Below are 24,498 nucleotides of genomic sequence, written 5' to 3' on the forward strand. Positions count from 1 at the left end.
GTGGTTAGGTGGTGGTGAGGGTGGTGAGGGTTTTTTCGAGGGAGGCGGAGTCTTCTACGTTGAGGGCTTTTTGGGTGCGGTCGATCTGGCGCATGAGGCCGGAGAGGACTTTGCCGGGGCCGACTTCGATGAAGTGGGTGGTGCCTTGGGCGATGAGGAGGTTGATGCATTCGACCCAGCGGACGGCTCCGGTGACCTGGCGGATGAGGCATTCGCGGGAGTCGGGGGCGCGGGTGAGGAGGCGGGCGTCGACGTTGCAGGCGACGGGGAAGGCGGGGTCGTGGAAGGCGATGGATTCGAGGTCTTTGGTGAGGGCGTCCCGGGCGGGCTGCATGAGGGCGCAGTGGAAGGGGGCGCTGACCTGGAGCATGACGGTGCGCTTGGCTCCGGCGGCTTTGCAGAGGTCCGCGGCGAGATGAACGGCTCCGGCGGCTCCGGAGATGACGGTTTGGTCGGGGGAGTTGAGGTTGGCGGGAGAGACGACGGCGAGATTTGCGTTGAAGGTTTTGGCGTCGGACATCGTGGGGAGTGGGGTGAGTTGGTCGGTGACCTGGGAGCAGACCTCGTCGATGAGTTCGGCGGAGAGGCCGAGGATGGCGGCCATGGCGCCTTCTCCGGTGGGGACGGCTTGCTGCATGTAGCGGCCGCGGGAGCGTACGGTGCGGACGGCGTCGGCGAAGGTGAGGGTGCCGGCGACGACGTGGGCGGAGTACTCGCCGAGGGAGTGGCCGGCGGTGATGGCGGGAGTGATACCTTTTTCCGCCAATACGCGGGCGGCGGCGACGGAGACGGTGAGGATGGCGGGCTGGGTGTGCTCGGTGAGCTTGAGATCTTCCTCGGGGCCTTCGAAGATGAGTTTGGAGAGGGGGAAGCCAAGGGCTTCGTCGGCCTCTTCGAAGACCAGGCGGGCGGTGGGGAAGTTGTCGTAGAGGTCGCGGCCCATACCTACGGACTGTGAGCCCTGGCCGGGGAAGAGGAAGGCTAGTTTAGTCATCGTGACTATCGTAAATGAGCGGGGCGGGTGTTAGGTGTTATCGGCATAGCGCACGATGCTGAGCTGGGCTGGATGTGGTGCGAGGTAAGGAGAGAGTATTGGGACGTTGAGGGTATGGCAGGTCCTTCGACTACGCCTCTCGCGATGAAACTGTGAGAGGCTTCGCTCAGGATGACGCTTTCTATATCAATCCAGCACTGAAGCTCAGGCTATATGTGGATACCTGGCTAGGTGCCGAGGCCGAAGTCGATGTCCTGCTCGTCGCCGGAGTGGGCGTAGAGGTCGTAGGGGGTGCGGCGGTTGAACTTGTAGCGCTGGCGGATCTCGCGGCCGATGAAGAGGCCGACTGCTACGGCTCCGAGGCTGGCGGAGATCCAGCCGATGGTCTTGATGAGGGTGGAGTCTTCTTCTTCGTCGTCGTCTTGGGTGAGACGCGGGAAGGGCAGCGGTGCGGTGGCAGGGATCTCCTCGGCTTTGGTGTATTCGAAGGGCCGGGGCTTGGAGCGGAACTTCATAGTTGGATGATAGCGCAGGTTCGGATGAGATGGGAGTGGTGCTTTTGTGCCATCGTTGATTGGACGCTAAGCGTGGGGGAAGGTTGCAAAGAGGGGAAAGACTCTGTCCCGCCGGACGGGCCGCCTGCTCGGCGGGAGGTCACTTCGTGACTTGTATACCCCTTCGGGTGGGCCTCCCGTTGGTCGGCACGAAGATGATTCCGACCAGCGGGAGGACTTACACGGCTGGCGCGGGCGCGACAGGTATACGCGTCACGAAGTGACCTCCCGCTGAGCAGGCGGCCCGTCCGGCAGGACATGATCTTTAAGAGACGTCGACCTGCTGGAAGCCGAGGCTGTAGAGGAGGGTGGTGACGGTGGCGCGGGCGTTCTTGCGGGCGGTGTCGAGGATGCCGTCGGCGAGGGCCGACTGCTGGAGCTGCTGCTCAGCTTTGGCGCGGGTGTCGGACTCGAGGTTCTGATCGACGGGGACGAGGAGGCCGGTGCTGCGGGCGTAGACGCGGGTGTGCTGGTTGTCCAGCGTGGTGATGAAGAGCTGGGAGGCGGGGAGGGTGACGTGGATGGACGAGACGCCGTTCTTGCTGTCGATGCGGACATCTTCGGGTTTGAGCTGGGCGAGGTCGATGCCGGCGATGGACTGGCCGTGGACGACGAGAAGAAGACGGTCGCCTGCGAGGAGGTCGGGAAGGACGGGGCTGGACTTGGCGCCTTCGACGACGGTGTCGATGGAGTAGACGACGGTCTCGAGGCGGTTGAGGCGCTGGATGCGCTGGACGACGGCGGGAACGGAGGTGTCGAAGGTGGTGGTGCGTCCGGTGATGGCGGTGGAGACGCGTCCGAGGAGGCCGGTGGTGGCGTGGCGGATGAAGACGCCGAGAGCTACGGCTCCGAGGATGAGCGAGAGCAGGACGGCGAGGAGGGTTCCGGAGGAGCCGCGGCCCGAGCTGTATTGCGTAGTCATAGTGGGTTGGATGCCTGACCGGCAGCTCCGGTGTGTGTTCCATGATGACATACCGGGTTGCTATCCCTGAGTGGAGGTTGAGTTCGATGGGGTGGTGGTTCGTGCGGCGGTCTTGATTGGGCGAGCGGAGTTTTCCGCGGGGTGTCGGTTTGTGGGGAAAATCATGAGATTTTAATGCAGTGATGTGGGGTGTGAATCGTAGGCTTGCGCAATCGGTTACAAACAAAGGAGATTGGCATGTCGGTAGGGACGCATACGTTTCATTGCGAGGTAGAGAAGTCGGAGGATGGGGCTGGCGGCAAGGTGACTCGCGTGATCTGTCATGGACATGTGGTGAACCAGACGGGCGATCAGTTGAAAGATACGGTGAAGCCGCTTATCAAGGATGGAGGCCACATCCTTGTCGACCTGACGGATGTGAGCTATGTGGACAGCATGGGACTGGGGACGCTGGTGGGACTGAAGGTCTCGGCGGTTTCGGCGGGGTTCTGCACGCTGGAGTTTGTGAATCTCTCGAAGCGGCTGCAGGAGCTGCTAAAGCTTACGCATCTGACTTCGATGCTTAGCTCTTAGTGTGAAAGATTTTTAGTGCGAAAGATTTGTCCTGCCGGACGGGCCGCCTGCTCGGCGGGAGGTCACTTCGTGACTTGTATACCCCTTTGGGTGGGCTCCCGTTGGTCGCTTGATGTGTTTGTGCGGCCAACGGGTCTTTGCTAGGGGGCTTGGGGTTTGAGGTAGGTGTCGAACTGCCAGAGGATGCGGTTGAAGAGTTCGTTGCGGGCGGTGGGGCCGGCGATGGAGTGGGTCTTGCGCGGGAAGAGCTGGAGGTCGTAGGGGATTCCGGCGTCTATGAGGGGTTGGATGAACTGGATGGTGTTGGCGAGGTGGACGTTGTCGTCTCCGGTGCCGTGGGCGATGAGGAGACGGCCTTTGAGTTTGGCGGCGCTGGTGACGGGTGCGTCTTCTTTGTAGGCGTCGGCGTTTTCAGAGGGCAGGCCGAGGAAGCGCTCGGTGTAGATGGAGTCGTAGTTGCGCCAGTCGGTGACGGGGGCTACGGCGACGCCGGCACGGAAGCGGTCGCTGTGGGTCATGGCGTAGAGGGTGAAGCTGCCGCCCCAGCTCCAACCCCACCAGCCGAGGCGTTTGGGGTCGAGCTGCGGGTAGCGGGCGAGGATCTGATCGAGGGCGGCGAGCTGGTCGGAGAACTGGATGGGGCCGAAGTTGCGGTAGGCGGCCTGGACGAAGTCGCGGCCACGTCCGCCGGAGCCGCGGCTGTCTACGTCGAGGACTGCGAAGCCGTGCTGGGCGAGGATCTCGTCGAAGGAGGGGCTGCCCCAGGTGTCGACGATGCCGCTGTTGGGTGTGGGTCCAGCGTAGGGGTTGAGGATGAGTGGGACGGAGGCGGCGGTGGTGGAGGCGGGGAGGGTGAGGGTGCCGTAGAGTTTGGTCTTGCCGTCGGCGGCGGTGACGGTGACGATGCTGCTGGTGACGCCGGTGGCGGGGGGAAGGGGCTTTGACTTCCAGAGGGAGATGCAGGATTTGGCGACGGTGCAGATGCTGACGCTTGGCGGTGCGGAGCGGTCGCTGGCGTAGAGGTTGAAGTGGGCTCCGTCGGGGGAGACCTGGGTGAAGAAGGTGCCGAAGTCCGGCGTGAGTTTTTGTTTGCCGGTGCCGTCGGGCTGGATGGACCAGAAGGTCTTTTTGGTGGGATCGCCTTCGACGGTGGCGGTGTAGAAGATGGTCTCGGTGTTGGGTTCGACGATGAGGGATTCGACCTCGTAGTCGCCCTGGGTGAGCTGGCGGGTGAGGGTGGCGTCGGCGGCGAGGGGATGGTGTTCGTCGAAGGAGTAGAGGTAGATGTGGTTGTGGCCGTCGCGCCAGCTTTGGAGGAGGAAGCGGCCGTGGGGGAGGATGTTGAGGTCGGTGCTGAAGTCAAGGAACTTTGGGTCGTTGTCGGAGGCGACGAGGCGGGTCTTGCCGGAGTGGACGTCGGCGAAGTAGATGTTGAGGTGCTGGTGGCTGCGGGTGAGGACCTGGATGAAGACGGTGTTGGGGTCGACCCAGCCGAAGCGGGGGATGTAGTCGTTGCCGGCGCTGAAGGGTAGGTCGATGAAGCGGGTCTTGCCGCCTTTGACGGGAACGATGCCGACGCGGACGTTGGGGTTGGGGTCGCCGGGCTGGGGGTAGCGCTGGTTGTCGATGGTGGGGTGGGTGGGGATGAAGTCGGTGATGGGGTAGGTGGGGACTTTGGCTTCGTCGGCCTGGAGGTAGGCGATGGATTTGGAGTCGGGCGACCAGAAGTAGTTGCTGCGGACGTCGAGCTCTTCGAGGTAGACCCAGTCGACTTCTCCGTTGAGGAGGGTGTCGGGGTTGGTGTTGGTGAGGGCGGTCTCGTTGCCGTTGGCGACGGGGTGGACGTAGAGGTTGTGGTTGCGGAGGTAGGAGACGAAGTGGGCGTCGGGGGAGAACTTGGGATCGTCGCCGGAGCCGGATTTGGTATCGACGACGAGGGTGCCGTTGGCGGCGGCGATGTCGTAGAGCCAGAGCTTGCCGCCGTTGTCGAGGAGGAGATGTTTGGAGTCGGGCGCCCAGAGGTAGTCGGACATGGAGTAGCGGGCGCGGTGGTCTTTGTCCTTCTCGTTGACGGCGTCGGCGGAGAGTTTGCTGAGCTGTTCGGCGGAGGCGAGGACGGAGGCTTTGCCGGTGTCGGGGTCGATCTGGATGATGTCGCCGGGCTTGCCGTTGGCGTCGGTATCGCCGGCGAGGTAGGTGAGGCGCTTGCTGTCGGGGCTCCAGATGGCGGAGGCGGGTGCTCCGCTGGAGATGCCGTGCATGACCTGATCGAGGGTGCGGATGCCGGGGTCGGTGGGGGGCGGAGTGGTTTGGGCGATGGCAGAGGTGCAGAGGCAGAGGAGAGCGGCGTGCTGGAAGAGGCGCATAGGTTGGGTTGAGTTTACAAGGTGGGGGTGGGGTGGGTGAAGGAGTGCGATGCTGCGCTGTTGGGGGAGCGTGGGCTGGATGGGATTATTCGGGTTTGCAGAGGGTGGACGGTTGCGTCGGGCCGTGGGAGTTACGGCTAGGCGGTATAGGCCTATAGAACGATGCGGAGCTGGTGCGAGATAAGGAGAGAGTATTGGCGCGTTGAGCATATTGCAGGTCCTTCGACTGCGCCTCTCACGATGGACTGCGAGAGGCTCCGCTCAGGATGACGCTTCTATAACAATCCATCACAGGTGCTCAGGATGACACTTCTATTCATCCATCACTTCCGCTCAGGCTAGATGTCGATACGGGCTAGATGGCTTCCATGCTGGATTCTGCGGTGATCTCCTGGCGGGTGGCGATGCGGTTCTGGTAGCTGGCGGCGATGAAGTCGCGGAAGAGCGGGTGCGGCTCTAGTGGCTTGGATTTGAACTCGGGGTGGAACTGGCAGCCGAGGAAGAAGGGGTGGGTGGGGATCTCGACGATCTCGACGTAGGTGGCGTCGGGGGTGGTGCCGGTGAGGCGGAGGCCTGCGCCGGTGAGGATGGCCTCGTACTCGCGGTTGAATTCGTAACGGTGACGGTGACGTTCTGAGATCTCGGTGGTGCCGTAAGCCTGGGCGGCGAGGGAGTCGGGGGCCATGACACAGTCCCAGGCTCCGAGGCGCATGGTGCCGCCCATCTCTTCGACGCCGGTGAGTTCGCGGAGCTTGTAGATGATGCGGTAGGGGGTGGCGGGGTCGAACTCGCCGGAGTTTGCGCCTTTGAGGCCGCAGACGTTGCGTGCGTACTCGATGCAGGCGGTCTGCATGCCGAGGCAGATGCCGAAGTAGGGGACGGCCTCTTCGCGGGCGTAGCGGATGGAGTTGAGCATACCTTCGATGCCGCGCTTGCCGAAGCCGCCGGGGACGAGGATGCCGTCGAAGCCGGCGAGCTGTTCGCGGTAGTCGGCGTTGGGGTGGCCGTCCTGGTCTTTGGTTTCGAGGCCTTCGGCTTCGAGCCAGGTGACTTTGAGCTTGAGGTTGTGGGCGAGGGCGCCGTGGACGAGGGCTTCCTTGAGGGACTTGTAGCTGTCTTCGTACTCGACGTACTTGCCGACGATGGCGATGGAGACTTCGTCGCGGGGGTTGTAGGCGCGGTGGACGATGTCCTGCCACTTGGAGAGGTCGGGTGCCTTGGCGTCGATGCGGAGGTACTTGAGGGTGAGGGTGTCTACGCCTTCGGCGGCGAAGTTGAGGGGGACCTCGTAGATGCTGGAGACGTCGCGGGCGGCGATGACGGCGGGCTCTTCGACGTTGCAGAAGAGAGCGATCTTCTGGCGCATCTCGCGGGGAACTGGGCGGTCGGAGCGGCAGAGGAGGATGTCGGGCTGGATGCCGATGGAGAGCATCTCCTTGACGGAGTGCTGGGTGGGCTTGGTCTTGAGCTCCTGCGCGGCGGCGATCCAGGGGATGAGGGTGACGTGGACGAAGCAGGTGTTGTCGCGGCCGAGGTCCTGGCGCATCTGGCGAATGGCTTCGAGGAAGGGGAGGGATTCGATGTCGCCTACGGTGCCGCCGATCTCGACGATGGCGACGTCGCAGTCCGCGGCGACCTTGCGCATGGCGTTTTTGATCTCGTTGGTGACGTGGGGGATGACCTGGACGGTCTTGCCGAGGTAGTCGCCGCGACGCTCCTTGGTGATGATCTGCTCGTAGATGCGGCCGGTGGTGAGGTTGTTGTCGCGGGTGAGGCGGGCGTGGGTGAAGCGCTCGTAGTGGCCGAGATCGAGGTCGGTTTCGGCGCCGTCGTCGGTGACGAAGACCTCGCCGTGCTGGAAGGGCGACATGGTGCCGGGGTCGACGTTGAGGTAGGGGTCAAACTTCATGAGATTGACCTTGATACCGCGGGCTTCCAGGAGGCAGCCGATGGAGGCGGCGGCGAGACCTTTGCCGAGGGAAGACACGACTCCGCCAGTTACGAAGATGTACTTTGCAGACATGTCCGCGACCTCTTTATATGGTTTTGAAATTTGTGCAGGATGGGCACGGTTAAGTATCGCAGGGTCGAGCGATGGAAGCAATGGGTTGACTTTTTGAGTACGCCTCGGGACGGATGTGAATGTTGCGAAAAGAACGGCGGCGTTTCGTTTTGGCGGGGAATGGTGGATACTTGGGCCGTGCGCAACCTCCTTATTCGCTCGCTGTCCGTTGCTGTTTGTGTGGCCGTGCTGGTCGGTCCGAAGTTCGTCGATGCTCAGGGTGGGGGCGACCGTTCGCTGCCGCGGCTGGTGGAGAAGGACGGGCGTCATGCGCTGCTTGTCGATGGCAAGCCTTATTTGATGGTTGGGGCGCAGATGAACAACTCCAGCGCGTGGCCGGCGATGCTGCCGAAGGTGTGGCCGACGGTGGAGGCGCTGGGCATCAATACGCTGGAGGCTCCGATCTACTGGGAGCAGTTTGAGCCGGAGCGGGGGAAGTACGACGCGTCGATGCTGCATATGCTGCTGGACCAGGCACGGGAGCATCATGTGCATCTGGTGCTGCTGTGGTTTGGGACGTACAAGAATGGCAGCGGGCACTATGTGCCGGAGTTTCTGAAGCGGGATGAGACGAATGTGCCGCATGTGGTGAACGCGCAGGGGAGGAGGGTGGATTCGTTGTCTCCGCACTCGCAGACGGTGCTGGATGCGGATCGTACGGCGTTTGCGCACATGATGCGGGAGTTGAAGGCGGCTGACCCGCAGCATACGGTGCTGATGGTGCAGGTGGAGAATGAGACGGGATCGTATGGAAGCGTGCGGGATTTTTCGCCGAAGGCTGACAAGCTGTTCCACGGGGCGGTGCCGGAGCGGGTACTGAAGGCGCTGCATAAGCCTGCGGGGACGTGGACGCAGGTGTTTGGAACGGATGCGGATGCGTTTTTTTATGCGTGGTCGATTGCGAACTTTGTGAACCAGGTGGCGGAGGCGGGGAGGGCGGAGTATGCGCTGCCGATGTATGTGAATGCGGCGCTGCGCGATCCGATTCATCCGGGGGCGGCGGGGACGTATGACAATGGAGGGCCGACGGATGATGTGCTGCCGATATGGAAGGCTGCTGCTCCGGCGATTGATGTGATCGCTCCGGATATCTATCTGCCGGACTATGCGCGATATACGAAGGTGCTGGAGCTTTATGGGCGGCCGGATAATGCGTTGTTTGTTCCGGAGACGGGCAGCAGTGCGGCGTATGCGCGTTACTTCTTTGCGGCGCTGGGACGAGGGGCGATTGGGTTCTCGCCGTTTGGCATGGATGCGACTGCTTACGTGAATGAGCCGGCTGGGGCTACGCGGAACGATGAGAAGACGATCGCTCCGTTTGCGGTGGTGGATCGTCTGTTTGAGCCGATGCAGCGTGAGGTGGCGGAGCTGAACTTTGAGGGGAAGCTTCAGGCGGTGGCGGAGGACCCGGACAATCATAGCCAGACGCTGAGCTTTGGAGGGTGGAGCGCGACGGTGTCGTATGGGCTGGTGAGGTCGGGGAAGACGCCGGAGGGGAATACTCCGGCGGATGGCGGGGCGATGGTGGCACAGCTTGGGCCGGATGAGTTTTTGGTGACGGGACTGCACTCGCGGGTGGACTTTACGCCTGCGGACTCTTCTGCGCAGAGGCAGTTTTTGAAGGTGGAGGAGGGGACTTATACGGATGGGAAGTGGAACGCGATTCGGATATGGAATGGGGATCAGACGGACTGGGGGCTGAACTTTACTTCGGTGCCGCAGGTGTTGAGGGTGACGTTGGGTACGTACTGAGTTGGGCTAGGTGTGGGTAGGGCTAAAAGGTATTGATGTCTGGGGTTTCGAGGATGGGCTTTGGGTAGCCGTCGCGGGCTACGCGGAGCATGGCGCGGCCTACCTGTTCGGTGGTGTTGATGTACTTGGGGAATACGGACTTCAATAGGGGCATGATGGGGTTGAGCAGGGTGTAGAAGGTCTGGTAGAGGCGCGTCTTCGAGCGGATGCCGTGGAGCGGCTGGATGAAGCCGGGGCGGAGCATGTAGGCGGCCTTGAAGGGGAGTTTGAGGAGGTCGTTTTCGGTCTTGCCTTTGACGCGGGCCCACATGGCGCGGCCATGTTCGGTGCTGTCGGTACCGGCGCCGGAGACGTAGACGAAGGTCATGTCGGGGTTGAGCTTTGCGAGGGTGGTGGCGGCGGCGAGGGTGAGGTCGTAGGTGAGGTGGGTGTACTGGGGCTCGGCCATACCGGCGGAGCTGACGCCGAGTGAGAAGAGGCAGGCGTCGAAGCCGGTGAGTTGGGATTCGATGTCGGAGTAGTCGAAGAAGTCGGCGTGGGCGAGCTCGCGGAGTTTGGGGTGCTGCTGGCCGGTGGGTTTGCGGACGATGGAGAGGACCTGCTGGACGGTGGGGTCGAGGAGGCACTCGCGTAAGACGCCCTGGCCGACCATGCCGGTGGCGCCGAAGAGGATGACGTTCATTGGATCTCCCAGTTGGATCGGGCGGTGGAGAGAGGACCGCACGACACACAGACTCGACGGGGCCGAGTCTGTGTGTTCATGCTACATGCGTGGTGGTTGCTGTTGAGCGGCGGATTCTTTCGTTAGCGGGTTTGGAGGAGGGGTGCGGATGCGTTGAGGAGGTTCGGTTTGGTCTGGCCGAGTTCGACGATGGATAGCTGGCCATCCGTGACGACTTCGTCGCCGGTGGCATTGGCTGCCTTCTTGGGGACGTGCGGGCGGTCCACGAGAGCGTAGGAGGATGCGGTGCCGGAGTAGAGCATGTCGGTCTCGATCCACTCGCGCTCGCGGTCGATGTGTGGATCGATGCGGTGAGACCACTTGGTTGCGCCGCGAGAGGTGGAGATGGCGATATCGTGGGTGGCGGCTCCGATCCAGACGTCGCGGCCCTGGTAGGTCTCGGGCAGCTTCCAGACGCGGATGTGATGGCGTTTGGCGAAGGTGTCGAGAGACTTCTGGAAGACGAAGTCGGGGGCCTTTCCGTCGATCATGAGCAGCGATACGGGCGCCTGGGTGTAGCCGGTTCCGCGGATGGTCGCCTGAACTGATTTCATGGCGGAGGTCATGTTGAGACCGTCGGCTTCGAACCAGCCGGACTCCTGAAAGGCGGCGAGGAGTTGTTGCTGCGAGCCGATAAACATGAGGTTGGTGAGGTCGGATAGCTTGTTGTCTTTGGTGTGCACGCGGATGGGCGCTGCGGCGACGATGGTCTTGAGCTTTGCGTCGACCGGGACGACGGGCCAGCCGGACCATGTGTCTTTCGACTTCAGCATGGAGGGACGGACGACCTGGATCTGCAGATCGGTGCCGGCGGGGAAGAGGATCTCGCGACGGATAGAGAGGCCATAGACGGCGGAGATGCCCTTGATGGTGTATCCGGCGATGGGGTTGACCATGCCGAGGCCGGCGAGGGTGAGTGACATCTTTGTGTTTGCGTGGGGCTGGACGATGCCGATGATCTCGTTATTGCGGACGGTCTCGCGTGCGTTGTCGACATCGATGACACGGGCGTAGAGCGGGGAGCGGGTTCCGTCTGCGTGGATGATGTTGGAGAAGTCGAGCACGAGGCGGGGGCGGGAGTATTTGTCTGGGGCCTTCTGAGCGAAGAGGACGGTGGCCTGGACTTTGGTTCCGGGGGCGAGGACGAGGTCGCCGTCTTTGCAGGCGATGTTCTCTCCGCCTTTGCAGAGCGGGTAGGTGACGGTGGCTTCGACGGGGTCGCCGGTGCGGGAGTGTTCGCTGTAGACGGGGCCAGCGAGGCGGACGCTGAGGGTCTGGCCGGGGGCGAGATCGGCCTGCCGGGACTGGGCTACGCTGGCGGCGATGGTGTGGGGCATGTCGCCGTTTTCCTGATTGAAGAAGTGGAAGAAGGCGGTGAGAAAGCCGCTGGTGGCTCCGTTCTCGATGAGAAGGGTCTGGATCTCGAAGTTGGGTGAGTAGAGGAGGTAGTCGAGGGCGGTGTCGTTGTAGATGTCTTCGTGGTTGATGTCGACGCCGCGCTGGATGAGCTGGTCTGCGACCTCTTCGTAGGAGACGATGATCTTGGGTTTGGTGTTGTAGCTGGAGCCGAAGACGGTCCAGTGGAGGGCGGTGCGGCCGTATTGATCGGTGGCTTTGAGGTCGGCGCCGCTGGCGATGAGTTGTTTGGCTTCGGTGAGGCGGTCGAGGATGGGCTGCTCTTTGGTCTCGCGGGTGGACTGGTAGAGCTTCTGGATGAGGGGCGAGGTGTGGGAGACGTCAAGCGCGAGGGCTGGGGTGTCGAGTTCGTCGTCAGGTGTTTCGGGCTGGTCGGTGGCGGTGGTGTCGACGGTTGCGCTGGCGGGGGTTTGCGGCGGTGGAGCGGCCTGGGCGGGTGGAGCGGATGGAGACTGTGATTGAGACTGGGCAGACGCGGGCTTGGGGGCAGTTTGTGTTGCGAAGATGAGGCAGGCGGCAAGGATGGAGAGTGCTGCTTTTGAAGCGTTCGTCATGGGTAGAACCTCGGTATTTCGGGGCCCGGTGCTGGATGCTGGTGCTGACGGAGGAGTGCTCCGTTTGATCAGCCTGTTTGTGCAGCAGACGTATGCTATCTGGTAGTGGATGGAATCATAATATGACAGAGTGGGCGGTGGGTACGCTGTGATCGATATGCAGGGCTGGGCTGTGCGGGGAGTTGGATCTCTGGCGAGGCGGTTGGGGCGCGGGCGGAGTGGGCCTGACCATCTCGAAACGGGCGAAGAGGGTGAGCGGGAGGCGCTGTTTTATCTGCGCAGGATGGGCTACACGGTGGTGGCGAGGCGATGGAAGAGTGCGAAGTTGTGGGGCGATATCGACCTGGTGGGGTGGGACGGGGAGTGGCTGTGCTTTGTGGAGGTGAAGGCGCGGAGCAGGAGGGATGGGGTTCCTGCGGAGTTCGCGGTGGACCGGGAGAAGCAGGATATGCTGCGGCGGATGGCGCGGGCTTATCTGAAGGGATTTCCGGAGAAGCTGCGGGGTGAGATTCCGGTGCGGTTCGATGTGGTGTCGGTATACTTGCTGCCATCTGGGGTGGAGTTCGACCTGTATCGGGAGGCGTTTGGATGGTGATGTATGCGCGGGAGACGGAGGTGGCGCGGCTGGAGCCGGAGGAGCTTGGCGAGCGGCTGGCGGGGGTGCTTCGGGAGGCGATGCCGTGGCTGGTGACGGTGTCTGAAGCAGAGGCGAGCGTGCCGGAGCGTGAGGGGAAGTGGAGCGCAAAGCAGGTGATCGGGCATCTGATCGATTCGGCGGTGAATAATCTGGGGCGGATTGTGCGGTTGCAGATTGAGCCGGGACAGAGCCTGCCGGGGTACGAGCAGGAGGCATGGGTGGGGCTGCAGCACTATGCGGAGCGCGATTGGGCCGAGGTGCTGGCGCTGTGGTTCGCGCTGAACGAGCATGTGGCGTGGACGGTTCGGCATATCGAAAAGGGCGGGTTGGGGAAGAGCGGCATGGTCGCGGGGCAGACGTTGACGCTGGGATTTTTGATCGAGGATTATGTTGCGCACATGGAACACCATCTGCGCCAGATGCGGCCGTGGCTAGGGCAGGGCGGCGAAGGTTCCAGATAGCATCCGATTCGGGTGGCTCCGGTGTCTAATACATTTGATAGTTGAGGATGAAGACGATGACGCTGTTGAATGCACCGGAGTACGATGGCCGCCGTGAGACTCGAAACCGCAATCTGCTGATTGGCGCTGGGGTTCTGATTTTGTTGTCCGTGGTGATCGGGGTGGGCGGGTTTCTGCTGGGGCATGGGTGGTTCTTTTCGAATCTGCCGGTGGAGCACAGGATCGACCGGTTTCTCACTACGCTGCAGGAGAAGGATTATCCGAAGGCCTACGGGATCTGGATGAACGACCCGGAGTGGCAGCAGCATCCGCAGAAGTATGACTACACGCTGAAGCGGTTTACCGAAGACTGGACGACGGCGAGTGACTGGGGTCCGATTACGTCGCACCATGTGGATATTTCGAAGAAGGATGGGACGGGGATTGTGATCGCGGTGCGGGTGAATAATAGCTCGAAGAAGCTGTTTCTCTGGTATGAGCGGAAGGATGGGACGCTTACTTACTCGCCGCATGAGCTGGAGTATTAGAGAACAGCCTCGAGGCATAGGCACTCGGAGACCGGGGATGTGAGGGCTATCGAATTGAATGGTTGGCGAGGGCAGAGTGCTCGGAAGATGGATGGTGCTAGATCCAGAGGGATTGAAATCCTACAAAGGGATTATGAGTTTGGTCGCAACGCTGTAAGTCTATGGAAATAAACAAAATGCAGGCGTAATCGAGCATATGCCTAAGTAATTGAGCGACCGTAATTTAAGGTGATTTGCCGCAAACAATAAAAGCTGATGAGTGTACCTATGCTGTACCGCGGGTGACGGTTGATTGCGCTATATTTCTGCTGCATTTGCAGAATATCTAACTGCAATGCTTCCTTGCGTCGCGCCCGACGCAATTTGCGTCGCGCCCGACGCAATTTGCGTCTAAGAACGATCGAATGGCCGGCTCGAGAGTAGACGAGTTGATGTTCGTGAAATCCCCCATGGCTCCAAATCCGATACGCCGCTATCGTCATTGTCTCCAGTGGTGTTCTACATAATCTGCCCCGCCGACTTGGTGGCCTGGTGAGAGATGATGTCCGTTCCGCTCTCGCCGCTTAGCTTAGTTGAGAATGCTGCTAAGTCAAGAGCGACGTGCGCTGATCACTCAAAAAATTTCGTCTAGTTTTTCCATCATGTATAGTCGGATTCCTTGTTAACCGCTGCGTGGCTAAAGGTTACCCTGCTGAGCTTAGATCACAATGACAAATCCAGAACGTCGCCGAGTAGATCGTTCTTCTGAGGATTATTGCATTCGATGACAAAACATGCGACTGCCACTGTCATACATGCGGCAGTCGCGAATGCCCCTTCGTCCTTTCTTAGGAGAAGGCTCTCTTTGCGATTCGGCGAGTTATATAATCAAGTCAAATCAACCAAGTTTAAGGCTGCCAAACGCGCCGCGCAATTCTATGGAGGAAAAAAATGCTTACCAGCAGCAACTCGTGTACCAAGGATTCTGAATGCTAAATTGGGCGGCCAGATACTATCCGATTGTGCGAATCCTGAGAGCTCACGACTTATTCGAGAACGGATCCGTGTTGGAGATAGGGTCTGGGCCAACTGGTCTCGGGCGATTCCGGAAGGTGCCCTTTGTTGGGTGTGACATCGCTTTTCCGTCCGAGCCGCTTTGGCCGATGACTCCATTGGTAGCATCGGCTGCGCAGTTACCACTCGAGGACAAGCAGTTTGATGTTGTTCTTGCTTCAGATGTTCTCGAGCATGTTCCGCCTGACTTGCGAACAACGGTCATTGCTGAGGCACTGCGGGTCGCTCGCAAGCTTGTGATATTTGGGTTTCCATGTGGCAAGTTGGCATGGGAATCGGATCGCGCGCTGCTTCAGACGTACTTGGCGGCGGATCGGACGCCTCCACCGTGGCTGACAGAACACATGGAAGCACAGTTTCCAGAAGCGCATATTTTCGCGAAGGTGGAAGGTTGGGAGGTACAGCAACAAGGCAACGAGAGTATTGCGTTTCATTCGTGGTTGATGCGAAGAGAAATGTCCGGCATATTCATTCGAGCTTCGACGATAGGAATGCGAATAGTACCGTCTCTTTTAGAAACTCTGCTGCGAAAAGTCGATACTGCACCTTTTTACCGCCAGATTTTCGTACTGCACAAGCTTGGCAATAACGAAAATGGTGTCGGCCAAGATCGGCTCTCCTAACTACACTTCAGAGCAGCGACGGTACGAATACCGTATCGGATAAAGAACCTACGGGACGATACTTATGATAAGAGCGATTCGGTGTTTTGGGCGGAGGCAACGTAGCTTTGAAGGAACACACAGAATCGCAGAATAAATCGCGGGGTCGCCGCATTTTAGGATTAATCTTTAGCTTTTTTCTTGGTCAAGGAGCGCTGCAAGGAATTAACATCGTCATAGGGTTGTTCCTGATACGGGCTCTCAGTGTGAGCGACTATGCAAAGTATGGATTGGCTTCCGGGTTTCAGGCAACTACCTCTGTCCTGATGGACTTGGGATGTGCCGGCACGATCATTCCCTTAGTTGGCAGGCGATCTCTTGATCCGGCTGTGGTCGGCAGATATGTGCGAGGAGCAAAGTCTCTTCGAGATTCTGCATTCTGGATTTTATGCCCTCTGGCGGCGATTGTTTTCCTTATCATGACGCACAGACAGCACTGGCCATGGTCTGTTCAGGCCATATTGCTCGTTTCTGTGTTGATCGCGCTTTACTCAAGTGGTCCCCTCTCTTACTATTCAGCGCCTCTATTTCTGCACAGGCAGCTGCACGAGTATTACTTTCCTCAGACGATCTCCGCTGCTGGCAGGCTCGTGGTCTACGTCGTGTTAGCCTTTTTAGGCGGACTCAATGCGTGGACGGCCGCAGGGCTAAGCGCATTGAACATCACGGCTAATGGACACTTCCTCGGAAAGAAGAGCCGCCAATATCTTGCATGGCCGGAGAACGACGATCCTTTCATCAGGAGAGAAATCCGCCATTATATGCTTCCTGCCTCTCCCGCGATCATTCTGGGGGCTTTCCATGGGCAAGTCTCGCTGTTTCTCATCAGCATCTTCGGCAACACCGTCAGTATCGCTGAAGTCGCTGCGCTGGCGCGCCTCGGATTGATCTTTAACCTGCTCATGACATTCAACATTGTCCTGGTCGAACCCTTTGTGGCCCGCCTGCCAAGCAACAAACTTCTTATTACCTACTTCAAGCTGACGGCTCTTGCGATCGTGGGCTGTGTTGCCCTGGTTTTACTTGCTCTTGTCGCTCCCTCCGCTTTTTTGTGGCTCCTGGGACCAAGATACAGCACGCTAAGCGGGTTGATCGGGTGGGTTGTTCTTACGGCTTGCATCAACTACATTGCCGGCTTGATCTGGATCATGAACCGTTCGCGCAAGTGGGTCTTCTGGCGAGGCACGATTGCGGAGATTGCCCTCCTTCTTGTGGTTCAGATCGGTTTCACGGTGATCTTCGGGGTTCGGGATACGAGAAGCGCAGTGATGTTTAACTTTGCTTCCAGTTTCTGTTACCTTGCCTCGCATTCGTACGTGGCGATCTACGGATTCTTGCGAGCTCAAAGGAACAAAGCGTCCGATGGTCCCTCGACGGCGTTGGTATAGTTTGAGCACGGCTGAAAGGGCACTGCGAGCTGATAACAGGGCCTTCTCTCTGGAACAGCTCCTCAAACAGCTTCGCACCTCTCTTCTACGTTTATTTATATCTGTTGGTTCTACTACCTAGCGGCTCCATACTCGGCATCAAGGTAAAAGTAATTTGTTCGTACTGTTGTTATCTTCTCGGTGCAGAAGTTCTTGGCTAGCAGGCGCACAGCTTCTTGGAATGTGGCGTTACTCTTCGAGTTACCGGCGGTTCTGCTTCTGTGGATCTTAATCGCACAGATCTAGGGTGCAGATATCACCGTGTCTTTTGCTGAGGCAAAGGTCTTCTTCACCACATTCGCTAGTTGTTGGATAGTAGCGGTCTTTTGTGAGGGGATCGAGAGACAATCGCGTTCCTGCGATGTGGCCTTTAGGGGATTCGCGAGGCAGCTTTTTGTAGAGAACGGTGATTGCCAGGATGCTGGGGTTGGGCGGAGTGCGGCAAAGCGGTCTTTATGATCGTTTTCAGAGAAGCAGGTCTCGCAGCACTGCGTTCCTTCCGGTCGGGGAGTATTGCTTGTAGCCTTCCAGATCGCCTAAAATTTTAGGCCAGCGCTGGATTCTGCTGAGCGACAGATTCTCAATGCCGCGATGGGCATGGGCGGCTTTCGCGCGCACTTTACACAATAATTCTCTGTCGATCGAGATAGTTTCCTTCGCGAGTACGGCCTCTAGGTCATCGAACTGAACGGCGTACCCTGCATATTCCTTCATGTTGCGATCACGTGAATGTTGAACGTAGGCAGCAAGCCCATGATTCCGAATATACCGAAGCTTCTCCTTGGAAGTGATCGGTACGCCGATCTGCTGGTTACCATGCAGGCGATACGCTACCAAGTGCTTGGGGCAGGCGATCAATTGGGCTCGCGTTGCCAGCATTAGGGCTAGCCACGCATCGTGATTCCAGCTCACCGGCATGCTGGTGAGCTGTTCGCGATACGAGCTGCGGAAAGCGAAGGTCATGCCCGTCACGACATTCCTACGCAGTAGTACGTCAACGGCGTCTCCTGAACGAAACCGGCGCTGATCGGTGACGTCGAAGACAAAGCTTCCCCAGAGGTCTCCCGCAAGCGGCTGTGATGCTTCGTCGATCAGGTCTCCATTCGAAAAGACGCCTGCGACAGAAACACCACCGCTGCAAAAGAGCTCAGCAAGCCGAGCGAGTTTTTCGGGATACCAGACATCGTCCTGATCGCTCAGCGCGATCAGTTCGTCTGAGCAAAGATTGATGGCCTTGGCAAAATTTCGACTGTGACCAAGATTATCCGGGTTACGGACTATCTTTACTGGGAAGGGGCTTTGTCTTGCAAAGGCCTCTGCGATGCTCAACGTGTTATCTGTCGAACCATCGTCACAGAGAACGAGTTCACTTGGAAGTAATTGCTGGCGGCTCAAACTTTCCAGCTGTTCGCCAATGTGCTTCTGTCCGTTGAAAGTACACATAGCGACTGAAAATCGCATGCTCATACTCACAGATTGGCCTCAGTTCTCAATGGGTCTTTTGTCCCAACATCAAATGTAGTTTTGGACGGACCTTCTTCTTCGCGAGACTTTCCTTTTTCAGCTTATAAACCTGCATAAGATTCGAAGCGCTGTATCAGTTTGTCGTCTATGGTGTGACTTTTCAGAATGCCAACATAAAAATCTCCTGACTTTTGGAGCCAAGAAAACTGCCCATTCTCAGAGCTGATAGCTGTCCCCCGAGCGCTCCTGCACGTGAGAAATTGTTAGCATCTGGCGGGATAGAGGAAGCTATCGCACTAAAGATAGGGGGTAGAACAAAGGCGAAGATTGTGACCATTAGAAAAGTCAAGAGAGATGTTCTAAAAATCAGCCGCCGGCGACTCTTCAGAATCTGTAATAAGACAGTTAATGAGCCCGACTCCTCCTCAAAAGAGACACTGGAGGATTCGGAGATTATGTGGCGTAGTAATGGTTCGTTATCATCCGGTACCTTCATCTGATTCCTATCGTCTCCAGTCACCTAGCAAAGATTCAGCTGGTGTAAGCGTTCGCCGAGGCGTAGCAAGAATTCAGTGTAATGGATTCCTCGAATACAGTCATTCCAGATGCAAGCAGGAATGATGTCGATGCAATGGGATCAATGAAAAAGTATCCAGCTAGCGTAGCGTCAGCGAGCTCCTTCAGGGGTGCGATTCCAAGTATCTGCGCAGCTGATGACTGCGTAGTACTGCGGCATGTAATTTGCCTGGTCTCAGAAACCTTGACAGGCGATCGACTGTCAAGGTAAGACTTTCGAGCAGAAGCGGATGTATGGCCAGGAAAGCACAGATCTTTGTTTTGGTATCCGTTGCCAAGTTGTTTCGTGCTGCTGGCCAGATTTGATGGAACTGATGCTCTGAGCTGCCAAGTGTTTGCATTCGCTTGACTGCTTGCAGGAAGGTCGTTGGGTGCACATGCGTGGCGAGGGCTTCTCTGAGAAATGTTAGATGAGCCTTGTCTTCCGTGATAAGTCGATATCCCAGCTCTATATCCTCCCAAGCCGCGCGCTTGAAACGTTCGTCGAATGGATTAGTCCGAACGAGATCTGTCTTGAAGGATAGATTACTGGTGTAAAAGTGGTGCCAGGTGGGATCGAGTCCGAAGGTAAGGCGTCCGTAGTCAAACTGTATTTCTTCATACCACTGCATAAAGGGGGTTACATCCTGGTGCAGTTGGTCCCATTTTGTCCAGCCAAGCCCCACTGCTGCACGGTTTGGGTTCTCACGATGAAATCGCAGATGAGCTTCCAAAAGCCCGGGACTTGCCAGAATGTCGTCACCGATTAGCAGGCAGAGATTAGTCGTTGCGTTCCCAATCGCAAAGTTTCTGCCACGAGCGGGTCCAGCATTCTGTTGGCTTAAAATCCGCAGACGGAGAGGGGAGCACTTCTGGATCTCTATCAGGGCTTCCTCCGTACCGTCAGTCGATCCATCGTTGACTACGATAACATCGAAATCCGTCACGGTCTGTGCTTCAAGATACTGCAGACATAGCCGCAAGATCGGCAGGCGATTGAAGGTTTGGATTACAACTGTGATTGCATTGGCCTGACTGATCCCGGTTGTCATTCGATTTCCGCGTTGCCGCGCACCCGCTTTTTTCGTGTTTACATCTAGGTTGAATAATGCCCCAAATCTACTCTCGGAATAGTATAGCAAATGAGGAAGGATGCTGTGAGATTTTTGATCACAAATCGTTATAGCTCGGATGCAACTCTGAACCAATGATCGGGCGAAAGGGTTGCTGGCATAGAAGCGAACAGGTCCTCAAGTGCCCTTACGTAATTGCGCTGCTACTCGAACGGAGAATGAGTCCGAGCCGTTGGCTCTACGCTCGGCGTAACCACAATATTTCACTCGACGAAAGCAAAGCGGATCGGGATCTCATTTCAAATCTGCTAACCCGCGATGAAGGTCGTGCCTCATTGAATAATCAGATCAAGTTCGTTGACTGTGACATGATTCCCTGGAGCCGCGGCAGTGACCTGTTTCTCGACGCGATGTCCTTAAACATCAAGTTGCCCAGACTCAACTCAGCGACCAACCGCTTCAGCTTCGCACTCCCCTGCTCAAGCTCGTTCGGCCGCTTCGCCTTATCCATCTACAACCCTACATATCCTCGCGCCAACGAAAGTACTTCTACTCCACGATCTAAGCGTCCTTGTCCGCCTGCTGTCGTCACCCCGTTCGCCACAGCCACTTCAATCCGTCGCAGGTTCCCAGCCTGCTCCGCCTGATACCTCTTGTCATATGCTGTTCCAGCGTGTCTCTTAGTCACTGGTACAGAGCAAGCCCGGCACTCCACGCACATACGGGATGACGGATGTGGTCCGAACGTTGATCGAGGGAGAACTCCACCAGCTAAAAGCATATCCCAGCAAGGCTTAGCCTAGAAGTCCGAGGTCTTCATTGATGAGTTATCATAGCAAGAATGGCCACCCTTCACCCACCACAAACCGCCTTTGAACAAGCTGCGGAGGAAGGTAGACAGGTAACACCGGCTCTCGACATGCTGCTCGTTTTGGCGAGGGACCGTCGCCGGATAATTGCCGTCACCCTGATCGCTCTGCTTGTTGGGACATTGATCAGCTTCGCCATGAAGCCTAGCTTTACCGCCGTAGCAATCATCCTCCCGCCGCAGACTCCACAATCGACCGCTTCCATGCTGGCTGGGCAGCTAGGTGCTCTGGCCTCCTTCGGAGGCGGCGCAAGCAATTTGCTCAAAAACCCCGCGGATATGTACGTAGGAATTCTGCAAAGCCGAACGATCGCTGACCATCTAATTACCAAATTCCAACTGCAGTCGCTCTGGAAATTGAAGAGGTCGGAAGACACACGCAAAAAATTGGCCAAGCATGCGATCTTCGAAGTTGCGAAAAACGGTTTGATCACCATTAGCGTCGAGGACCACGATCCCCAGCGCGCGAGTGACCTTGCGAATGCCTATGTCGATGAGCTGTACTCCATGAATTCGGTGCTCGCAATCACTGAAGCCAGTCAACGGCGTCTCTTCTTCGATCGGCAATTGACGGAGGAAAGAAGCGCACTCACCGCGGCAGAAGACGATCTCAAGAAAACGGAAGAAAAGACCGGCTTGATCACGGTATCGGGTCAGGCAGAGATGGCGATCCGCAGTATCGCACAGACCGAGGCACAGATTTCCAGTCTCTCGGTAGAATTGCAGGCGATGCGTGCCTATGCCACGGATCAGAATCCCAACATCTACTCTATACAACGCGAGATCGATGCACTGCACCAGCAATTAAGTAAGCAGCAAGACGATCAGAAGAAAATGGTGCCCGGTGACACAGAGATTCCGGCGGGAAAGGTTCCCGAAGGAAGCCTGGAGTACGCGCGAAAACTACGCGAAGTAAAGTATCACGACACCCTCTTCGAGCTACTCTCACGACAATACGAAGCAGCCCGCATTGATGAAGCGAAGTCTGCGCCAATTATTCAGGTGGTAGATCGGGCGGTACCACCAGATAAAAAATCCGGTCCGTCCCGCCTGCTCCTGACGATAGGAAGCGCGGTTCTTGGGTTTTGCTGTGCCTGCCTTTGGGTTTATCTGCGCGCGGCCCTCGATCGTATGCGCCAAATTCCAGAGTCGGCGATCAAGCTTGATCGCCTGCGGGATGCTGTACGGTTACGTTGGTAGGATAGCCCGAACCATCTCGGGGTCAAGTGATATGAGACCACACCGAGAACCAAGTGGACTGAAGGTCTGATGCAAGAATCGATAAGCGACGCTATTCAACCGGAAATTAAGCTGCTTGCAGTGATCGTTGTTTTTAAGATCCGCCCCGGTGCATCCTCGAGCCTACTCACCTTGCTTGCTGCGGCACAGCAAGCTGCAAGCTCGAAGTTGAAGCTTGCAGTTCTCATTCAGGACAACACACCCGGGGGGCAGGACGCAGGAGATCTTCCCGAAAATGTCCGATACCAGGCGGCCCCACACAATCCGGGTTTGGCGCAAGCGTATAACTCAGCCCTCAAGATAGCCGAGATGGAGGGCTACGATTGGCTATTGACCCTGGATCAAGATACGTCGCTTCCCATAAACTTTCTCGAACGAATTAGCGAGATTGCGTTAGAGCAAGCGGCGCACCATGAAGTCGGAGCAATCGTTCCGAAGGTCGTTGGAGACGGGCATTCTCTCTCCCCGTTTAGATTGGTATGGGGAGCATTACCTCGCTGGTACGCTACCGACTTCATTCGTACAGCCTCGTGTCCGACCTACGCGGTCAACTCGGCTTCGACCTTACGCGTGGTTACCCTATGCCAGATTGGCGGCTACGATCCATTCTTTCCACTCGATATCAGCGATCTCAACATGTTTCATAAACTCGCAAACAGCGGAAAGAAGGTGTTTATCGCCGGAGATGTGATCGTTCACCATGAGCTCGCTCTCCTACGTAAAGAGAAGAGAATGAGTGTTGAACGTTATCGGGCGGGGCTGCTGGATGAGTGCGCCTTTTGGGATATGAAACTTGGATCCCTAGCTAGGCTTGAGCGTATCGTTCGTCTTACGGGGAGAGCTTTCAAGGATTCTTTCAATCCCGAGAAATCTCAATATCTGTCGGTAACTCTTAGTGAGATGAAACGACGACTCTTCACATCACGCCGAAGAAGGATCGAAGCTTGGAGGGGGTGGTCTAACTCTCGAGCCGGACTCCCGGAAAGACGTATACCTTAGGATCGCTAAAAGGGAGTTGTAATTGCGACATAGTTATACCCGTGTAATGAGCCTATGAACGTACTAATCAACGCAACAGTGATTGCCCGGAAAAGAGCCGGCGTCGGCGTTTATGCGGAGAATTTAATTCGGGAGTTGGTGCGTGCTAAACGCGATGCGCACCTGTTTATTCTGGCTCTGAGCGACGATGAAGATTTGGATTATAGCCACCATTCAAACGTAACAATGATCTGGGCGCCAGCGAAGATCTTCCGAATACTTCCTCTTCGATTCGTACTTCTTGAGCAAATGATTCTGCCCTTCCTCCTGTGGCGGCATCGGATTGATGTGGTGCACTCCTTGCATTACTCATTTCCACTCATCTCATTCACATCTAAAACCGTGGTCACCATCCACGACATGACCTTCTTTTCCATGCCGGAAGTGCATGTCCCTCTGAAGACCTTCATCTTTCGGCGCTTTATCGAGGCATCCGCACGGTGGGTAGACAGCCTGATCTTTGTGTCTCGTTCGGCAGAAAGTGATTATCTAGAAATCTTGGGACAACCTCGCGGATTCACTTCTGTTATCTATCATGGCAAAAGCGATTTGTTTGTTCCTTCTGCAAGTCCCACGCTTATTGCGGATCTACTTTCTAAATATTCACTGCCCGGGAATTTCATTCTGTTTGTCGGCACGATCGAGCCACGAAAGAATTTATTGAGACTCGTAAACGCATTCGCCACGATCGCTGCAAGCAATCCCCACACCAGTCTTGTGCTCGCAGGTATGAAGGGGTGGCTCTACGATGAGATATTCGAGAGGGTTCGCCGTCTTAACCTTGAGTCTCGAGTGCTCTTCACAGGCTTTGTTGACGAACAAGATAAGCCTACCCTGCTCGCCGCTGCCGCCGTGTTTGCTTACCCTTCACTTTATGAGGGATTTGGAATACCAGTCCTGGAGGCTCTTGCCTGCGGGACGCCCACAGTCACCAGCAATGTTTCCTCGTTGCCCGAGGTAGCCGGAACAGCAGCACTGATGGTAGATCCCCACAATACCGAGGAGATAGCGACAGCCCTAGACCGGCTCCTGAATGATCAGACACTTCGAGCAGCCCTCCGCGAAGCCTCCTTGCATCAGGCCGCCAAGTTTACCTGGCCTAAGGCAGCCCAACAGACTCTGGAAGTCTACAAATCCGCACTCCACACCGGTTTCGGATTTAAAGAGGCGAGCACGAAGAGCATACCGAAGTTTACGGCGGCTGCTGAAAATAGCAAGGACGGATTGAAGAAACCATTCGCGAGGGAGCAAAGAAGTAGAATCAGCACCGCGAGTTGATATCGTGTGTTATTGCTGAAATTAAATGACTTGCGGTAGTAGTTGAACAGAATCACCAAAAACAGTACTAAGCCAATAAGTCCCACCTGGCCTGCTACGGCCATGATTTCCACCTCGTACAAATAGGGAGTTTTTTCCGCTCGGATCAGGTTGAGGGGATGACTTCCCAGACCGTTGCCGAAGAATGGAGCATCCCAAAAGAATTCTTTCAGGGCTTTAATCTGCCAGATGCGCACATCGTCGGATGAAGAGACAAGATCCGCTGAGAATCGGAACGCTATAATCGCAAAGATGGTTTGACT

Annotated in this window: 19 protein-coding genes; 10 read left to right on the top strand and 9 right to left on the bottom strand. The window is 57.3% G+C overall.

Going from position 1 to position 24,498, the window contains the following annotated elements:
• Nucleotides 1-4: 4 nt before the first annotated feature.
• The 3 genes from fabD to GSQ82_RS15405 form a co-directional block, all read right to left on the bottom strand.
• Nucleotides 5-994: an ACP S-malonyltransferase gene (gene fabD, locus GSQ82_RS15395; protein ID WP_158793094.1), complete on the bottom strand. Its 990-nt coding sequence runs from the start codon at nt 992-994 to the stop codon at nt 5-7.
• A gap of 227 nt (nt 995-1,221) precedes the next feature.
• Nucleotides 1,222-1,509 (bottom strand): hypothetical protein, encoded by a 288-nt coding sequence (locus tag GSQ82_RS24760; protein WP_216847095.1) that lies wholly within the window; start codon nt 1,507-1,509, stop codon nt 1,222-1,224.
• Nucleotides 1,510-1,813: 304 nt separating this feature from the next.
• Complete coding sequence (locus GSQ82_RS15405) at nt 1,814-2,470, bottom strand: DUF4230 domain-containing protein (protein WP_158793095.1); 657 nt, start codon at nt 2,468-2,470, stop codon at nt 1,814-1,816.
• 237 nt (nt 2,471-2,707) lie between these two features.
• Here GSQ82_RS15405 and GSQ82_RS15410 point away from each other — a divergent pair, with 237 nt between their 5' ends.
• Nucleotides 2,708-3,043 carry an STAS domain-containing protein gene (locus GSQ82_RS15410; RefSeq protein WP_158793096.1) on the top strand — a complete coding sequence of 112 codons (336 nt, stop codon included), beginning with the start codon at nt 2,708-2,710 and terminating at the stop codon, nt 3,041-3,043.
• A 140-nt stretch (nt 3,044-3,183) separates the two neighbouring features.
• Here the strand turns inward: GSQ82_RS15410 and GSQ82_RS15415 are convergent, their stop codons facing one another.
• A complete protein-coding gene (locus GSQ82_RS15415) occupies nt 3,184-5,619 on the bottom strand; it encodes a DPP IV N-terminal domain-containing protein (RefSeq protein WP_158793097.1) in 2,436 nt (811 codons plus the stop codon).
• Between the two features lie 145 nt (nt 5,620-5,764).
• Nucleotides 5,765-7,432, bottom strand: a complete 1,668-nt coding sequence (locus tag GSQ82_RS15420; RefSeq protein WP_158793098.1) for a CTP synthase — start codon at nt 7,430-7,432, stop codon at nt 5,765-5,767.
• 177 nt (nt 7,433-7,609) lie between these two features.
• Between GSQ82_RS15420 and GSQ82_RS15425 the strand changes: the two genes are divergently transcribed.
• Complete coding sequence (locus tag GSQ82_RS15425) at nt 7,610-9,223, top strand: DUF5597 domain-containing protein (protein ID WP_216847096.1); 1,614 nt, start codon at nt 7,610-7,612, stop codon at nt 9,221-9,223.
• A gap of 22 nt (nt 9,224-9,245) precedes the next feature.
• On the opposite strand, the gene GSQ82_RS15430 is transcribed toward GSQ82_RS15425, so the two are convergent.
• A complete protein-coding gene (locus GSQ82_RS15430) occupies nt 9,246-9,905 on the bottom strand; it encodes an NAD(P)H-binding protein (RefSeq protein WP_158793099.1) in 660 nt (219 codons plus the stop codon).
• Nucleotides 9,906-10,027: 122 nt separating this feature from the next.
• A complete protein-coding gene (locus GSQ82_RS15435; RefSeq protein ID WP_158793100.1) occupies nt 10,028-11,914 on the bottom strand; it encodes an LssY C-terminal domain-containing protein in 1,887 nt (628 codons plus the stop codon).
• 157 nt (nt 11,915-12,071) lie between these two features.
• Between GSQ82_RS15435 and GSQ82_RS15440 the strand changes: the two genes are divergently transcribed.
• From GSQ82_RS15440 to GSQ82_RS15460, 5 genes are all read left to right on the top strand, one after another.
• The gene (locus tag GSQ82_RS15440) at nt 12,072-12,509 is read left to right on the top strand and encodes a YraN family protein (protein WP_158793722.1); all 438 of its coding nucleotides are present in this window, start codon (nt 12,072-12,074) and stop codon (nt 12,507-12,509) included.
• Nucleotides 12,503-13,012 (top strand): DinB family protein, encoded by a 510-nt coding sequence (locus tag GSQ82_RS15445; protein ID WP_158793101.1) that lies wholly within the window; start codon nt 12,503-12,505, stop codon nt 13,010-13,012. The genes GSQ82_RS15440 and GSQ82_RS15445 overlap by 7 nt, the downstream gene beginning before the upstream one ends.
• A gap of 56 nt (nt 13,013-13,068) precedes the next feature.
• The gene (locus GSQ82_RS15450; protein WP_158793102.1) at nt 13,069-13,539 is read left to right on the top strand and encodes a hypothetical protein; all 471 of its coding nucleotides are present in this window, start codon (nt 13,069-13,071) and stop codon (nt 13,537-13,539) included.
• A 1,142-nt stretch (nt 13,540-14,681) separates the two neighbouring features.
• Nucleotides 14,682-15,215 (top strand): class I SAM-dependent methyltransferase, encoded by a 534-nt coding sequence (locus tag GSQ82_RS15455; RefSeq protein WP_158793103.1) that lies wholly within the window; start codon nt 14,682-14,684, stop codon nt 15,213-15,215.
• A 107-nt stretch (nt 15,216-15,322) separates the two neighbouring features.
• Entirely contained in the window at nt 15,323-16,642 is a 1,320-nt protein-coding gene (locus GSQ82_RS15460) for a lipopolysaccharide biosynthesis protein (protein ID WP_158793104.1), read from the top strand.
• A gap of 504 nt (nt 16,643-17,146) precedes the next feature.
• Here GSQ82_RS15460 and GSQ82_RS15465 read toward each other — a convergent pair.
• Nucleotides 17,147-18,142 carry a glycosyltransferase gene (locus tag GSQ82_RS15465; RefSeq protein WP_254061671.1) on the bottom strand — a complete coding sequence of 332 codons (996 nt, stop codon included), beginning with the start codon at nt 18,140-18,142 and terminating at the stop codon, nt 17,147-17,149.
• A 683-nt stretch (nt 18,143-18,825) separates the two neighbouring features.
• Entirely contained in the window at nt 18,826-19,752 is a 927-nt protein-coding gene (locus tag GSQ82_RS15470) for a glycosyltransferase family 2 protein (RefSeq protein ID WP_158793106.1), read from the bottom strand.
• Nucleotides 19,753-20,614: 862 nt separating this feature from the next.
• On the opposite strand from GSQ82_RS15470, the gene GSQ82_RS15475 reads away from it, so the two are divergent.
• The 3 genes from GSQ82_RS15475 to GSQ82_RS15485 all read left to right on the top strand — a co-directional run bounded on the left by GSQ82_RS15475 (nt 20,615) and on the right by GSQ82_RS15485 (nt 24,196).
• On the top strand, nt 20,615-21,841 hold the full coding sequence (locus GSQ82_RS15475; RefSeq protein ID WP_158793107.1) for a Wzz/FepE/Etk N-terminal domain-containing protein: 1,227 nt from the start codon (nt 20,615-20,617) through the stop codon (nt 21,839-21,841).
• Between the two features lie 69 nt (nt 21,842-21,910).
• Nucleotides 21,911-22,879: a glycosyltransferase gene (locus tag GSQ82_RS15480; protein ID WP_158793108.1), complete on the top strand. Its 969-nt coding sequence runs from the start codon at nt 21,911-21,913 to the stop codon at nt 22,877-22,879.
• A 54-nt stretch (nt 22,880-22,933) separates the two neighbouring features.
• Nucleotides 22,934-24,196: a glycosyltransferase family 1 protein gene (locus GSQ82_RS15485; protein ID WP_158793109.1), complete on the top strand. Its 1,263-nt coding sequence runs from the start codon at nt 22,934-22,936 to the stop codon at nt 24,194-24,196.
• Nucleotides 24,197-24,498: the final 302 nt, after the last annotated feature.

The organism is Granulicella sp. L60 (assembly GCF_009765825.1).
In the GTDB taxonomy this organism is placed as follows: domain Bacteria; phylum Acidobacteriota; class Terriglobia; order Terriglobales; family Acidobacteriaceae; genus Edaphobacter.

What these genes read in the sequence shown, in the direction of transcription:
- fabD (WP_158793094.1), bottom strand. Translation starts at nt 994, where the DNA reads ATGACTAAACTAGCCTTCCTCTTCCCCGGCCAGGGCTCACAGTCCGTA.
- GSQ82_RS24760 (WP_216847095.1), bottom strand. Translation starts at nt 1,509, where the DNA reads ATGAAGTTCCGCTCCAAGCCCCGGCCCTTCGAATACACCAAAGCCGAG.
- GSQ82_RS15405 (WP_158793095.1), bottom strand. Translation starts at nt 2,470, where the DNA reads ATGACTACGCAATACAGCTCGGGCCGCGGCTCCTCCGGAACCCTCCTC.
- GSQ82_RS15410 (WP_158793096.1), top strand. Translation starts at nt 2,708, where the DNA reads ATGTCGGTAGGGACGCATACGTTTCATTGCGAGGTAGAGAAGTCGGAG.
- GSQ82_RS15415 (WP_158793097.1), bottom strand. Translation starts at nt 5,619, where the DNA reads ATGCTCAACGCGCCAATACTCTCTCCTTATCTCGCACCAGCTCCGCAT.
- GSQ82_RS15420 (WP_158793098.1), bottom strand. Translation starts at nt 7,432, where the DNA reads ATGTCTGCAAAGTACATCTTCGTAACTGGCGGAGTCGTGTCTTCCCTC.
- GSQ82_RS15430 (WP_158793099.1), bottom strand. Translation starts at nt 9,905, where the DNA reads ATGAACGTCATCCTCTTCGGCGCCACCGGCATGGTCGGCCAGGGCGTC.
- GSQ82_RS15435 (WP_158793100.1), bottom strand. Translation starts at nt 11,914, where the DNA reads ATGACGAACGCTTCAAAAGCAGCACTCTCCATCCTTGCCGCCTGCCTC.
- GSQ82_RS15440 (WP_158793722.1), top strand. Translation starts at nt 12,072, where the DNA reads ATGCAGGGCTGGGCTGTGCGGGGAGTTGGATCTCTGGCGAGGCGGTTG.
- GSQ82_RS15445 (WP_158793101.1), top strand. Translation starts at nt 12,503, where the DNA reads ATGGTGATGTATGCGCGGGAGACGGAGGTGGCGCGGCTGGAGCCGGAG.
- GSQ82_RS15450 (WP_158793102.1), top strand. Translation starts at nt 13,069, where the DNA reads ATGACGCTGTTGAATGCACCGGAGTACGATGGCCGCCGTGAGACTCGA.
- GSQ82_RS15455 (WP_158793103.1), top strand. Translation starts at nt 14,682, where the DNA reads ATGACTCCATTGGTAGCATCGGCTGCGCAGTTACCACTCGAGGACAAG.
- GSQ82_RS15465 (WP_254061671.1), bottom strand. Translation starts at nt 18,142, where the DNA reads ATGCGATTTTCAGTCGCTATGTGTACTTTCAACGGACAGAAGCACATT.
- GSQ82_RS15470 (WP_158793106.1), bottom strand. Translation starts at nt 19,752, where the DNA reads ATGACAACCGGGATCAGTCAGGCCAATGCAATCACAGTTGTAATCCAA.
- GSQ82_RS15475 (WP_158793107.1), top strand. Translation starts at nt 20,615, where the DNA reads ATGGCCACCCTTCACCCACCACAAACCGCCTTTGAACAAGCTGCGGAG.
- GSQ82_RS15480 (WP_158793108.1), top strand. Translation starts at nt 21,911, where the DNA reads ATGCAAGAATCGATAAGCGACGCTATTCAACCGGAAATTAAGCTGCTT.
- GSQ82_RS15485 (WP_158793109.1), top strand. Translation starts at nt 22,934, where the DNA reads ATGAACGTACTAATCAACGCAACAGTGATTGCCCGGAAAAGAGCCGGC.